This is a genomic window from Pseudomonas sp. S3_E10 (genome assembly GCF_054667615.1).
This window is the reverse complement of sequence record NZ_CP162743.1, coordinates 346,488-361,997: the sequence shown is the minus strand read 5'-3', so window position 1 is coordinate 361,997 and position 15,510 is coordinate 346,488. Positions and strand designations below refer to the sequence as shown.

Genomic DNA, 15,510 nt, shown 5'->3' with positions numbered 1-15,510 from the left:
GATCCCAACAAATGAATGCTGAAGACTCCTTGAAACTTGCTCGCCGGTTTATCGGGTTACCCCTGGAAAAGCGCCAGCTGTTCCAGCAGGCACTGCAGAAAGAAGGGGTCGATTTCTCGCGGTTTCCGATTCCGGCAGGGGTAGAGGCCGAGGACCGCCAGGCGCTGTCCTATGCGCAGCAGCGCATGTGGTTTCTGTGGCAATTGGACCCGGCCAGCGGCGCCTATAACTTGCCAGGCGCCGTGCGTTTAAAGGGCGAGCTGAGCTTGAGTGCGATGCGGCAGGCGTTCGCCGGCCTGGTGGCCAGGCATGAGACCTTGCGCACGGTATTCCAGCGCCAGCCCGATGAGCGCCTGCGGCAGGTCGCCCTGGAGCCGTTGCTGGAGATTGAACAGCAAGATTTGACCGGCTTGGCGCCGGCGGCACGTGAGCAAGCGGTCAATGATGCGGCGACCCACCAGTCGCTGTTGCCGTTCGACCTGGAGCACGGTCCGCTGCTACGGGTGCAGTTGCTCAAGCTGGATGCTCGGGAACACGTGCTGCTGCTGACCCTGCACCACATCGTCTCCGATGGCTGGTCAATGAACGTGCTGATCGACGAGTTCATCCGCTTTTACGACGCTCATGAGCGCAACGAGGCGCCGCAATTGCCGGCGCTGCCCATCCAGTACAGCGACTACGCCCTGTGGCAGCGCCGCTGGCTGGAAGCCGGGGAGCAGGCGCGTCAACTGGAATATTGGCAGGCGCGCCTGGGCGATGAGCATCCGGTGCTGGAACTGCCCACCGACCGCCCACGCCCGGCGATGCCCAGCTACCAGGGCACGCGTCATAATTTCGCGATTGCGCCGGCACTGGCCGCGCAGCTGCGCAGTTGCGCGCAACAGCACAACGTCACGCTGTTCATGCTGTTACTGGGCGCCTTCAACGTGCTGCTGCACCGTTACACCGGCCAGGGCGATATCCGTGTCGGGGTGCCGATTGCCAACCGTAACCGCAGTGAAGTCGAAGGGCTGATCGGTTTCTTCGTCAACACCCAGGTGTTGCGCACCGAGCTGACCGGGCAAACCCGCGTTGCCGAGTTGCTGCAAGGCATCAAGGAGCACGCGCTCGGCGCCCAGGCCCATCAGGAATTGCCGTTCGAGCGCTTGGTGGAAGCCCTGAAAGTCGAGCGCAGCCTCAGCCACACGCCGCTGTTCCAGGTGATGTATAACCACCAGCCGGCGGTCGCCGATATCGCGTCCGTCAGTACCGCCTCCGGCCTGGAACTGGCACTGGTGGAGTGGCAGGGCCGCACCACCCAGTTCGACCTGACTCTGGATACCTATGAAAAATCCGGCACCCTGCACGCCGCGCTGACCTATGCCAACGACCTGTTCGACGCGTCGTCCATCGAGCGCATGGCCCGGCACTGGATCAGCCTGTTGCAGGCCATGGTTGCCGACGGCGAGCAGCGCATCGGCGAACTGCCGATGCTAACCGCCGCAGAGCAGCAGGTGCTGGTTCGGGACTGGAACCAGACCACCCAAACCTACCCGACCGAGCGCGGCATTCATCAGTTGATCGAAGACCAGGCCCGGGCCACGCCGCAGGCCCCGGCACTGGTGTTCGGCGACACCACGTTGAGCTACGCCCAGCTCGACGCCCGCGCCAACCGGTTGGCCCATGCCTTGCGCGAACAGGGCGTGGGCCCCGATGCATTGGTGGGCATTTGCGTTGAGCGCTCGGTGGAGATGGTGGTGGGCTTGCTGGCCGTTCTCAAGGCTGGTGGCGCCTACGTGCCGCTTGACCCCGAATACCCCCGGGACCGCCTGACCTACATGATCGAGGACAGCGGCATCCAATTGCTGCTCAGCCAGCACAGCCTGCTGCCGTTGCTGCCCACCGACGCAATCCGTGTGATGGTCCTGGACCAGGCAACCGGTTGGCTTGACGGTTACAGCAGCGCATCACCGGCCGTGACGATCCAGGCGCTGAACCTCGCCTATGTGATCTACACCTCCGGCTCCACCGGCAAGCCCAAGGGCGTGGGCAACAGCCATCGCGCGCTGGTCAACCGTCTGTGCTGGATGCAACAGGCCTATAGCCTCGACGCCAGCGACGCGGTGCTGCAAAAAACCCCCTTCAGCTTTGACGTCTCGGTCTGGGAGTTCTTCTGGCCGCTGATGACCGGCGCGCGGCTGGTCATTGCCGCCCCCGGCGAACACCGCGAGCCGGCCCGCCTGATCGACACCATCGGCCGCCATGGCATTACCACCTTGCACTTCGTGCCCTCGATGCTCCAGGCGTTTATCCATGAGCCGGGCGTGCAGGCTTGCAGCAGCCTCAAGCGCATCGTGTGCAGCGGCGAAGCCTTGCCGCTGGATGCGCAGGTGCAAGTGTTCGCCAAACTGCCCCAGGCCGGGCTGTTCAACCTGTACGGCCCCACCGAAGCAGCCATCGACGTCACCCACTGGACCTGCACCGACGAAGGCCGCGACGCCGTGCCTATCGGTCGCCCGATCGCCAACCTCGGCACCTATGTACTCGACGCCCAACTCAACCCGGTGCCTGCCGGCGTGTCGGGCGAGCTGTATCTGGGCGGCACCGGCCTGGCCCGCAGCTATCACCGGCGCCCGGCGCTGACCGCCGAACGTTTTGTGCCCAGCCCGTTTGCCGTCGGCGCGCGCCTGTACCGCACCGGCGACCGCGTGCGCCAACGTGCCGACGGTGTCATCGAATACCTCGGGCGCCTCGACCATCAAGTCAAGCTGCGTGGCTTGCGTATCGAGCTGGGCGAAATCGAGACACGCCTGATGCAACACCCCGGTGTGCGTGAGGCGGTGGTGCTGGTGCAGGGCGGCAAGCAACTGGTGGCTTACCTGGTGCCGGACGGCGAAGCGCCGACGGACCTCAAGGCCTGGTTGCTCGGCAGTCTGCCGGAATACATGGTGCCGACCCACATGGTGTACCTGGCCAAGCTGCCGGTGACCGCCAATGGCAAACTCGACCGCAAGGCGCTGCCGTTGCCGGACGCCACGCCGCAGCAGGGGTTTGTCGCGCCGCAGAACGCTCTGCAAAAAGCCCTTGCGGCGATCTGGAGCGACGTGCTCGGTGTCGAGCACGTTGGCCTGGAAGACAATTTCTTCGAGCTGGGTGGCGACTCGATCATCTCCATCCAAGTGGTCAGCCGTGCGCGCCAGGCCGGGATTCGCCTCAGCCCGCGCGACCTGTTCCAGTACCAGAGCGTGCGCAGCCTGGCGCTGGTGGCGACGTTGGAGCAGGCCAGCGTTATCGACCAGGGGCCGGTCAGCGGCGAGGTGATCCTCACGCCGGTGCAGCAGAGCTTTTTTGCCCAGGCCATCCCGGCGCGCCAGCACTGGAACCAGTCGTTGCTATTGACCCCGCGTGAAGCCCTGGAGCCGACGCGCCTGGAAGCCGCCCTGACCCAAGTGCTCAACCATCACGACGCCCTGCGCCTACGTTTTGCGCAACGGGCCGACGGCTGGCTGCAAACTCATGGCGCGCCGGTCACCGGGCCTGCCCTGTGGCAATCCCATGCCGTCGATGACACTGAGCTGGCCGCGCTCTGCGACGAAGCCCAGCGCAGCCTTGACCTTGAGCAGGGGCCGCTGCTGCGCGCCGCGCTGGTGAACATGGCTGACGGCACCCAACGCCTGTTGCTGGTGGTCCATCACCTGGTGATTGACGGCGTGTCCTGGCGCATCCTGCTTGAAGACGTGCAGCAGGCGTATGCCGAGGCATCGCTACCGGCCAAGACCAGTGCCTACCAGCAGTGGGCGCAGCAGTTGCAGGCCCATGCCCTGAACCTCGATGAACAGCTCGCGTACTGGCAGGCCCAGTCCGCCGACATGGACTTGCCCTGCGACAACCCCCACGGCGGCCTGCAAAACCGCCTGGGCAGCAAACTCGACGTACGCCTCGACGCCGAGTACACCCGCCGGTTGCTGCAAGAAGCGCCGGCGGCCTATCGCACGCAGGTCAACGATTTGCTGCTGACCGCCCTGGCACGTGTCGTCAGCCGGTGGAGCGGTCAGCCCGGTGCCTTGATCCAGTTGGAAGGCCACGGCCGCGAAGACCTGTTCGATGGCCTTGACCTGACCCGTACCGTTGGCTGGTTCACCAGCCTGTTCCCGGTGCGCCTGCAGGCTGAGGGGCCATTGTCCAGTGCGATCCAGTCGGTCAAGGAGCAACTGCGCGCCGTGCCCGACAAAGGCATCGGCTATGGCCTGTTGCGTTACCTGGGAGCGCCGGCCGCCCGTGAAGCCCTGGCGGGCGTGGCGGCGCCGCGTATCACCTTCAACTACCTGGGCCAGTTCGACCGCCAGTTCAGCGAGTCGGCACTGTTTGTGCCAGCGGCCCAGGGCAGCGGCCAAGCCCAGGACCCCGAGGCGCCGCTGGCCAACTGGTTGACCGTGGAAGGGCAGGTGTATGGCGGCGAACTGACGCTGCAATGGGGCTTCAGCCGCGAGATGTTCGACACGGCGACCATCCAACGCCTGGCCGATGAGTACGCGACGGAACTCAAGGCCTTGATCGAACATTGCTGCGCCACGCCGGCGGGGCAGGCCACGCCTTCGGACTTCCCGCTGGCGCGCCTGAGCCAGCAGCAATTGAACGCATTGCCCGTGGCGGGGCCGGCCATCGCCGATCTGTACCCGTTGTCGCCGATGCAGCAGGGCATGTTGTTCCACACCCTGTATGAGCCCGACGCCCAGGCCTATATCAACCAGTTGCGCCTGGATATCCAGGGCCTCGACCTGTTGGCGTTCGGCCGCGCCTGGCAGGCTGCGCTGGACCGACATGACATCCTGCGCAGCAGCTTCCACTGGCTGGGCCTGGACAGCGCCCACCAACTGATCCAGCGCCAGGTTGACGTGCAGTTGCACGTGATTGAAGACCTCAATGCCGACCTCGATGCCCTCGCTGGCGCCGAACGCGAGCAAGGTTTTGCGCTGGATACCGCGCCGTTGTTTCGCCTGATGCTGGTGCGCGGTGCCGGCGAGGCCTGGCATCTGATCTTCACCAGCCATCACATCCTGATGGATGGCTGGAGTAACGCCCAGTTGCTCGGTGAAGTCATTGCCCACTACGCCGGCCAGGCCGTACCGGCACCGTTGGGGCAGTTCCGCGACTACCTGGGATGGCTGCAACAGCAAGGGTCGGGCGAGGCGTTCTGGAAAGCCGCCCTGGTACCGCTGCAGGCGCCGACCTTGCTGGCAGAAGCCTTGCGGCCACCGGTTGACGGCGGCGGCACGGCTGAGCATCAGCTCGTGCTGGAGGACGCCATAACGCGTGAGCTGAGCGAATTTGCCCGTCAACAGAAAGTCACCCTCAATACCCTGCTGCAGGGCGCCTGGAGCCTCTTGCTGCAACGCTATACCGGTCAGGACTGCGTGGCCTTCGGCGCCACTGTCGCCGGGCGCTCGGCGCCGTTGCCGGGGATCGAGCAGCAGTTGGGCCTGTTCATCAACACCTTGCCCATCATCAGCACGTTTTCGGCTGCGCAATCCACCGGCGACCGGCTGCGTGAACTGCAAGCCTTGAACGTAAGCCTGCGCGACCATGAACACGTGCCGCTCTACGACATCCAGGGCTGGGCCGGGCAACAGGGCGCCTTGTTCGACACCCTGCTGGTATTTGAAAACTTCCCGGTCGCCGAGGCCCTGAAGCAAGGCGCACCGGCAGGCCTGACCTTCGGGCGGATGCACAACCATGAACGCACCCACTACCCGCTGACCCTGGGGATAGAACTGGGCGCCAGCCTGCGCCTGGAGTTCAGCTACGACTGTGCGCGTTTCAGCGCGCGCCAGGTTGAACAACTGGCCGCCAACCTGCGGCACCTGCTGGTGCAATGGGTGGCGGATGCCAATGCACCGTTGGGCCGTTTGCAACTGCTCGACACCGCCGGGCAGCGCGACCTGCTTGCCCTGAGCCAATCGCTGGGTTCGGTGACCCGTCATGACCGTGTGCACGAGCGCATTGCGGCCCAGGCCGAGGCCTCGCCGCACGCACTGGCGGTGCAGGCCGGGGATGAGCGCCTGACCTATGCCCAGCTCAATGAGCGGGCCAACCGCCTGGCGCATTGCCTGCTGGCGCACGGTGTCGGGCCGGGGCAGCGGGTCGGCCTGGCCTCACGGCGCGGGCCGCAACTGATCGTCAGCCTGCTCGCGGTGCTCAAGAGTGGCGCCGCGTACGTGCCGCTGGACCCGAACTATCCGAACGAACGCCTGGCCTACATGCTGGCCGACAGCCGCCTCGACCTGTTGCTCAGCGAAACCGGGTTGCTGCAGGATCTGCCGTTACCCGCCGCCCTGGTGCGCGTCGACTTCACCGTGTCGGGTGCGGAACTGGCCGTCTACCCGGCCACCAACCCGCCCAATCAGGCCATGGCGGCAGACCTGGCCTACGTGATCTACACCTCCGGCTCTACGGGGCGGCCCAAGGGCGTGGCCATCGACCATGCCGCCCTCGGCCAATTCTGTGAAACGGCGGCGCATTACAGCGCACTGACACCCGCAGACCGCGTGCTGCAATTTGCGACCTTCAGCTTCGACGGGTTTGTCGAACAGTGCTACCCGCCGTTGTGCGTCGGCGCGGCGTTGATCATGCGCGGCGACGAACTGTGGGATGCCGGGCAGTTGGCTCGGGAAATCGTCGACCAGGGCGTGACGCTCGCCGACCTGCCCGCGGCCTATTGGTACTTGCTGGCCAAGGAGTGCGCCGTTGACGGCCGCGCTCTGGGTAGCCTGCGCCAGGTGCATGTGGGCGGCGAAGCCATGGCGGTGGAGGGCGTACGCGCCTGGCACGCGGCGGGGTTGGGCAACGTGCGCCTGGTGAACACCTATGGCCCGACCGAGGCCACCGTGGTGTCCAGCGTGCACGACTGTCAGCTGGCGGATGCCAATGACACCTTTGGCATGCCGATCGGGCACGCTATCGACGGGCGTACGCTGTACGTGCTGGACAGTGCGTTTCAGTTGCTGCCGACGTGCGGCGTTGGTGAGTTGTGCATCGGCGCCGCGGCCGGCCTGGCCCAGGGCTATTTCGACCGCCCGGCGCTCACCGCCGAACGCTTTGTGCCGGACCCGTTTTCCGGTGTGCCCGGCGCGCGGCTCTACCGCAGCGGTGACCTGGCGCGCTACAACGAACACGCGGCATTGGAATACGTAGGGCGCATCGACCATCAAGTGAAAATCCGTGGTTTCCGGATCGAGATGGGCGAAATCGAGGCGTGCCTGCAAGCGCTGCCGCAGGTGCGCGAGGCGGCAGTGATTGCCGTGGCCGGGCCAGCCGGCGCGCAACTGGTGGCGTATGTCGTCGCCCGTGAGGCCGGCATCGACGGCCAAGGGTTGGCAGCGGTGTTGCGCCAGTCCTTGCCCGACTACATGGTGCCGACGCACTGGGTGCTGCTGGACGCCTTGCCGTTGAACAACAATGGCAAGCTCGACCGCCGCGCCTTGCCCGCGCCCGACCTGAATCAGCCGCGGGCCGCCTACCTGGCGCCGCAGAGCCTTCTGCAACAGCAACTCGCGGCCATCTGGCAGGCGGTGTTGCAGGTTGAGCAGGTCGGCCTGGGTGACCACTTCTTCGAGCGTGGCGGGCATTCGCTGTTGGCGACCCAGGTGGTCTCCCGTGTGCGCCATGAACTGAAGCGGGAAGTGCCGCTGCGCAGCGTGTTCGAGCATCCCACGTTGCTGGGTTTTGCCCAGGCTTGCGAGAGCCTGCAGGCGCAGGACAGTGTTCCCATGGTGGCGATGGAGCGTGGGGCGCCGATGCCGCTGTCGTCGGCCCAGGAGCGTCAGTGGTTCCTTTGGCAACTGGATCCGCACAGTGCGGCGTATCACGTACCGACGGCGTTGCATTTGCGCGGCCAATTGAATGTGCCTGCGCTTGAACAAGCGTTCCAGGCACTGGTGCAGCGGCATGAGGCGTTGCGTACCACCTTCGTGGAGGAGGGCGAACGTACCTTGCAGGTGATCCATGCCCACGTTGAACTGCCGGTGCTGCGAGAAAACGTGGAAGCTGCGCAGATCCAACGATGTGTCGAAGCGGAGATTCAGCGCCCGTTCGATCTGCTCAACGGGCCACTGATGCGCGTCAAATTGCTTGCGATCACCGCAGACCACCATGTGCTGGTGATCACCCAGCATCACATCGTCTCTGATGGCTGGTCGATGCAGATCGTGGTCGACGAACTGGTCAGTCTTTACGCCGCATTCTGTGCGGGCAGCGAGCCCGTGCTGGCGAGCTTGCCCTTGCAATACGCCGACTATGCCGCCTGGCAGCGCCAATGGGTCGCCGGTGGCGACAATGCGCGGCAATTGGCCTACTGGCTCGACAAACTGGGCGGCGAGCAGCCGGTGCTGGAGTTGCCGGTCGATTTCTCCCGGCCGGCCGAGCAGAGCTTTCGAGGCGCCCGCCTGGACTTCGCCTTGCCTGACGAGTTGGCGAGCGCCTTGCAGCAGGTGGCGCGGCGCGAACAGGTCACATTGTTCACGGTGTTGCTGGCCTCGTTCCAGATGCTGCTGCACCGGTACAGCGGCCAGAACGATATCCGTGTCGGCGTGCCGGTGGCCAACCGCAATCGCCTGGAAACCGAGGGGCTGGTCGGGTTTTTCGTCAACACTCAGGTGCTGCGCGCCGAGTTCGGCGACGCGCTGTCGTTCACAGCCCTGTTGCGGCAGGTTCACCAGTCGGTGCTCGAGGCCCAAACGTTCCAGGACTTACCGTTCGAGCAACTGGTCGAGGCCTTGCAGCCCCAGCGCAGCCTGAGTCATAGCCCGCTGTTCCAAGTGCTGTTCAACCATCAGAACCGCGAGCAACGCCAGGTCCGGTTGTCGGGCCTGTCCATTGAAGGCATCGCCTGGGACAGTGGCACGGCGCAATTCGACCTGACCCTGGATACGGTGGAAGTGGCGGGCGGGTTGGCGGCGTCGTTGACCTACGCCACGGACTTGTTCCAACGCGGCACCGTCGAGCAGTTGGCGCGCCACTGGCAGAACCTGTTGCGCGCTATCGTCAGCCAGCCTGCACAGGCGATCAGCGAATTGCCGCTGCTGGGCGCCGACGAGCGCCAGGTTATCCTGCGCGATTGGAACAGCCTTGAACTACCGGCCACCTTCGACGGCGGCCTGCACCAGCTGTTCGAAGCTCAGGCCGATGCAGGTCCCGAGCAACTGGCGATGCTGTTTGGCGAGCAGGCGTTGGACTATCGCCAGCTCAATGCGCGCGCCAACCGCCTGGCTCGACGCCTGCGGGCTCGTGGCGTAGGCCCTGAGGTTCGCGTGGGCGTGTTGCTGCCACGTTCGGTGGAAATGGTCGTGGCGCTCCTGGCGGTGCTCAAAGCGGGAGGCACCTACGTGCCGCTGGACCCGAATTACCCGGCCGATCGCATTGCCTACATGCTTGAAAACAGCCAGGCGCGCCTGGTGCTGAGCAATGACCCGGCCCAGGTTGGTGGTGCGCACGTGCTGGTGGTCGTACCCGAAGACGTTGATGCAAGCGCCCCGGACTGTGCCGACCTGCCTGCACTCGCGCATGCCGACAACCTGGCCTATGTCATCTACACCTCGGGTTCCACGGGCAAGCCAAAAGGCGTCGCCATCAGCCATCGCAACGCGGTGTCGCTGGTCCAGTGGGCCCAGGGGGTCTATCGTCGCGAAGACTTGCAGGGCGTATTGGCGTCTACCTCGATCTGCTTTGACCTGTCGGTTTGGGAACTGTTTGTGACCCTGGGCAGCGGTGGCTTCTTTGTGCTCGCCGAAAACGCCCTGGCCCTCGCCGATTTGCCGGCGCGCGATCGCGTCACGCTGATCAACACCGTGCCGTCGGCGATTGCCGCCCTGCATGCGGCCGGGCAAATCCCCGCCAGCGTGCGCATCATCAACCTGGCCGGTGAGCCGTTGAAGCAGCCACTGGTCGACGCGCTTTACAGTCACCCGACGCTGCAGCATGTGTACGACCTGTATGGCCCTTCCGAAGACACTACCTATTCGACGTATGTGCGACGAGTAGCGGGCGGGCAGCCGAGCATCGGGCGGCCGTTGGCGGGTACCGACAGCTATGTCCTTGACGAGCATTTGCAGCCGGTGCCGATCGGCGTGGCGGGCGAGTTGTACCTGGCCGGCGCCGGTATCGCCCGTGGGTACTTGCAGCGTCCGGACCTGACCGCGGAACGCTTTGTGCCGAACCCCTTCGGGGCGGGGGCGCAGCGCCTGTATCGCACCGGTGACCTGGTGCGCTACCTGGCCGATGGTCACATCCAGTACCTGGGACGTATCGACCACCAGACCAAGATGCGTGGTTTCCGGATCGAGCTGGGGGAAATCGAACAGCGGCTGCTGCAACACCCCTCGATCGACGAAACCGTGGTGGTCGCCCATGACGGTGAGCACGGTACCCGTTTGATCGCCTACCTGGTGTCTGAACAGCCGGCGCCGCAGGCGTTGCATGAAGACGCGCGTGACTGGCTCAAGCAGACCTTGCCCGAGTACATGCTGCCGGCGCAGTGGGTCACGCTGGCGCGTTTGCCCCTGACGCCTAACGGCAAGCTTGACCGCAAAGCGTTGCCGGTACCTGAATTACAGCCTGCCCTGGCGGGCTATCAGGCGCCTCGCAATGAAATGGAGCGAGGCTTGGCTGGGCTCTGGCAGGAGGTGTTGAAACTCGATCAGGTGGGGGTGAGCGACAACTTCTTCGAGCTGGGTGGTGACTCGATTGTCTCTATCCAGTTGGTCAGCCGCGCACGTGCGTCCGGTATTCACTTCACCGCCAAAGAGCTGTTTACCCATCAAACCGTACAGGGCCTGGCACGCGTGGCGCGGCATGCGCCGCCGCAGGCCGTGGTCGAACAGGGCCCGGTGACGGGCGCCACACCGCTGTTGGCGATTCAACAGGACTTTTTTGCACAGGCTATTGCCGAGCGCCATCACTGGAACCAGTCGGTGTTGCTGCGTCCTGCCCGGGCCTTGCAGGCCGAGGCACTGGAGCAGGCGCTGCAGGCGCTGATCGGGCATCACGATGCCTTGCGCCTGAGTTTCAGCCAGGGCGCACAGGGCTGGGAAGCCAGCCACCGCTCACCCGCTGACCGGCCGGTGGTGCTGTGGCAAGCCGAGGTCGACGACAGCCAGGCGCTTGCGCAGTGGGCCGATCGCGCCCAGCGTTCGCTGGACTTGCAGGGAGGCCTGCTGCGCGCATTGCTGGCGCACATGGCCGACGGCAGCCAGCGCCTGTTATTGGTTGTGCATCATCTGGTGGTCGATGGCGTGTCCTGGCGCATAGTGCTGGAGGATCTGCAACTGGCCTACCGTCAGGCTCATGGCGCGCAAACCATCCGCTTGCCCGCCAAGACTTGCGCCTTCAAAACATGGGCCGAGCGTTTGCAGATATACGCCCAAAGTACCCAGTTGCAGGCTGAACTCGCGTACTGGCAGGCCCAGGGAGCCACTGGCGAACTGCCGTGTGACAACATCGAGGGCAGCCTGGAAAACCGCTATGCGGCAACCGTGCAGTCACGTCTGGACCCGGCGCTGACCCGCCAGTTGCTGCAAGAGGCCCCCGCGGCTTATCGCACCCAGGTCAATGACCTGCTGCTGACGGCGCTGGCGCGCGTGGTGTCGCGCTGGAGCGCACAAAGCAGTGCGCTGATCCAGTTGGAAGGCCATGGGCGTGAAGAACTCTTCGACAACCTGGATGTCACCCGCACCGTGGGCTGGTTCACCAGTTTGTTCCCGGTACGCCTTACACCCGAAGTCTCGCTGGACGGTTCGATCAAGGCGATCAAGGAGCAATTGCGCGGTGTCCCGCACAAGGGCATCGGCTTTGGCGTGTTGCGTTATCTGGGCGATGAGGCGTCCCGTGCGGCACTTAGCCAGTTGGCTGTACCGCGGATCACCTTCAATTACCTGGGGCAGTTCGACGGCCAGTTCGATGAAACCTCGTTGTTCGTCCCTGCTACAGAATTCGCGGGTGCCGAGCAGAGCGAGCGGGCGCCACTAAGCAACTGGCTGTCGCTCAATGGTCGGGTCTACGCCGGCGAGCTGAGCATGGACTGGAGTTTCAGTACGCAGATGTTTGCTGAAACCACCGTGCAGCGGCTGGCGGACGAGTACATGCTCGAACTCAAGGCGCTGATCGCACATTGCTGTGACGGGAGGGCGGCAGGCGTCACGCCTACGGACTTCCTCCAGGCTGGCCTGGGTCAGGTGCAATTGGACCGCCTGGCAGTTCCTGCGCGTGATATCGCCGATATCTATCCTTTGTCACCGATGCAGCAAGGCATGTTGTTCCACAGTCGCCTTGCGCAAAACGGTGGCGATTACATCAACCAGATGCGCGTTGCCGTCCAGGGGCTCGACGTCGAGCGTTTTCGAGCGGCCTGGCAAGACAGCGTCAATAACAATGATGTCTTGCGCACCGGGTTTATCTGGGAAAGCGAACATCAGCAGCCCCTGCAGATTGTTCAGCGTCACGCCGAGTTGCCCTTCGAAACCCATGACTGGCTTGAACGCGCGGATCTGGAACCCGCCCTGCAGACGCTGGCGCAACAGCAATTGCATCAGGGCTTCGACCTGGCACGGCCGCCGCTGCTGCGTCTGGCGGTGGTTCGCACGGCTCCCGAACGTTACGAAATGATCTATACCAGCCATCACATCTTGATGGACGGCTGGAGTAACTCGCAGTTGCTCGGCGAGGTGTTGCAACGCTATAGCGGGCAAGCCCCGGCCCCGCGCACGGGCAGTTATGGCGACTACATTGCCTGGCTCAAGCGTCAGGACGACGCTGCCAGCGAAGCGTTCTGGAAGCAGCAGTTGGCCAGCCTGGAGGAGCCGACCTTGCTGGCGCGCAGTCTTGACGCGCCGCAGAGTGAGTCGCAGCCTGGCCACGGTAGCCATCAGCAGCTGCTTGATCGCGAGCACACCCAGCGCCTTGGCGACTTTGCCCGACTTCGCAAAGTCACCCTCAACACCCTGGTGCAAGGTGCCTGGCTGCTGCTGTTGCAGGGGTATACCGGGCAGCCGACCGTGACTTTCGGTGCCACGGTGTCGGGGCGTCCCGCCGATTTGGCGGGTGTCGAGCAGCAGGTCGGCTTGTTTATCAATACATTGCCGGTGATCGCCAGCCCTCGCAGTGAACAGTTGGTAAGTGCCTGGCTGCAAGACGTGCAGTCGCTCAACCTGGCCTTGCGTGAGTACGAGCACACGCCTTTGTTTGATATCCAGCGCTGGGCGGGGCATGGCGGCACCGCTCTGTTTGACAGCCTGTTGGTGTTCGAGAACTACCCCGTGTCGCAAGCGCTGGAGCAGGGCGCGCCGGCGGGCATCGCGTTTGGCGAGGTCAGCAGCCATGAGCAGACCAGTGTGCCGTTGACGGTGCTGGTCGACGCCGGCCAGACGCTGTCGCTGCAGTTTGCCTATGACCGCCAACACTTCGATGCTGGCGTGGTCAAGCAATTGGCCGGGCACCTTCAGCACCTGTTGCTGCAAATGGCGGACAGCGGCGAGCAGGCCAGGCTTGGCGATTTGCGCTTGCTGGACGGTGCGCAACGTCAACAGATCGTAGACAGCTGGAACGCCACTGAAACCACCTACCCATTGACCTGCAGCATCCAGCACCTGATCGAGCAGCAAGTGCTGCGCACGCCCGACGCCACGGCGCTGGTGTTTGCCGACGAGCGTCTGAGCTATGCGCAACTCAATGCGCGGGCGAACCGCCTGGCGCATAAGCTGATCGAAGCCGGCGTGGGCCCTGAGCGGTTGGTGGGGATTGCGCTGGAGCGCTCGATTGAAATGGTGGTCGGCTTGCTGGCCATCCTCAAAGCGGGGGGCGCCTACGTACCGTTGGACCCGGAATACCCGCAGGATCGCCTGCGCTACATGATCGAGGACAGCGGCGTCTCGTTGTTGCTGAGTCAAGCGGGGGTGGTTGATGGCCTGCCGCTCGCCGCCGGTGTGCGCACCCTGCTGCTGGACCAGCCGGCCACCTGGCTTGAAGGTTACAGTGCCGCCAACCCGCGGGTCAGCGTGCACCCCGAAGGCTTGGCCTATGTGATTTACACCTCTGGTTCCACGGGCAAGCCCAAGGGCGCGGGCAACCGGCATTCGGCGCTGGTCAATCGGTTGTGCTGGATGCAGCAGGCCTACGGGCTCAGTGCCGCGGACACGGTCTTGCAGAAAACCCCGTTCAGCTTCGATGTGTCGGTCTGGGAGTTTTTCTGGCCATTGATGACAGGGGCTCGCTTGGCGATGGCTGCTCCCGGCGACCACCGTGATCCGTCACGGCTGGTTGAGCTGATCAACCGTGAGCAGGTGACGACCCTGCATTTTGTGCCCTCGATGTTGCAGGCGTTCATGCAGGCGCACGCTGTGGACAGTTGCCTGAGCCTGGCCCGTATTGTATGCAGCGGCGAGGCGCTGCCGGTGGACGCCCAGCAGCAGGTGTTCGCGCGGCTGCCGAAGGCGCGGCTGTATAACTTGTACGGCCCGACCGAAGCGGCCATCGATGTGACCCATTGGACGTGCCTTGACGAGGGCCGTGACAGCGTGCCGATCGGGCGGCCGATCGCCAACCTCGCGTGCTTCATTCTGGATGCCAATCTGGAACCGCTGCCGGCGGGCGTGCTGGGTGAGCTGTACCTGGCGGGTGAAGGGCTGGCGCGGGGTTATCACCAGCGCCCGGCATTGACCGCCGAGCGCTTTGTCGTCAGCCCGCAAGGGCGGGGCCAGCGTATGTACCGCACCGGTGACCTGGCGCGCTATCGCGCCGATGGGGTCATCGAATACGCCGGGCGTATCGATCACCAGGTCAAGTTGCGCGGCCTGCGTATCGAGCTGGGGGAAATCGAAGCACGGCTGCTTGAGCATGAGCATGTACGCGAGGCGGTGGTGGTAGCCGTCGACGATACGTCACTGGTGGCCTACGTGGTGCTTGGCGAGCAAGGTCGGCGCGAACACCCAGCCCCGGCCACTGAACTCAAGCTACATGTGGGCCAGGCGCTGCCTGCTTATATGGTGCCCAACCATGTGCAGGTTCTGGAGCGTATGCCGCTCAGCCCCAACGGCAAGCTCGACCGCAAGGCGCTGCCCAAGCCGGACGCCGGGCAGGCGGCCCAGGCCTACGTGGCCCCGGACAGCGAGCTGGCCCAACAGGTGGCGCAGATCTGGCAAAGCGTGCTGGAAATCGCGCAAGTGGGGCTCAACGACAACTTCTTTGCGCTGGGCGGGCACTCGTTGTTGGCGACGCAAGTGGTCATGCGCATTCGCCAGCAACTGGAGCTGGATGTTCCGCTCAACCTGCTGTTCGGCACACAAAACCTGGGCGAATTCTGCAGTGAACTACAGGGCCTGCAAGGCGATTTACAGCCTTTGCAGGATGAACTGACTAAATCTCTGGAGGCCCTCAAACGTCTATCAGCCAATGATCTTGAGAAACTGATTTCTTAATTGAGGGCTATGGCGTGCAAAAGTTAATCGAGTCGGTGGGAGCGCTTTCTGCGAAGGAAAGGAAGGCGCT

1 protein-coding gene is annotated in these 15,510 nt (G+C 64.3%); it reads left to right on the top strand.

The genetic code is table 11. The annotated features are described in order from the left end of the window. The first annotated feature begins 11 nt into the window (after positions 1-11). The gene (locus AB4N98_RS01360) at positions 12-15,440 is read left to right on the top strand and encodes a non-ribosomal peptide synthetase (RefSeq protein WP_460149181.1); all 15,429 of its coding nucleotides are present in this window, start codon (positions 12-14) and stop codon (positions 15,438-15,440) included. Positions 15,441-15,510 lie beyond the last annotated feature (70 nt).

What these genes read in the sequence shown, in the direction of transcription:
- AB4N98_RS01360 (WP_460149181.1), top strand. Translation starts at nt 12, where the DNA reads ATGAATGCTGAAGACTCCTTGAAACTTGCTCGCCGGTTTATCGGGTTA.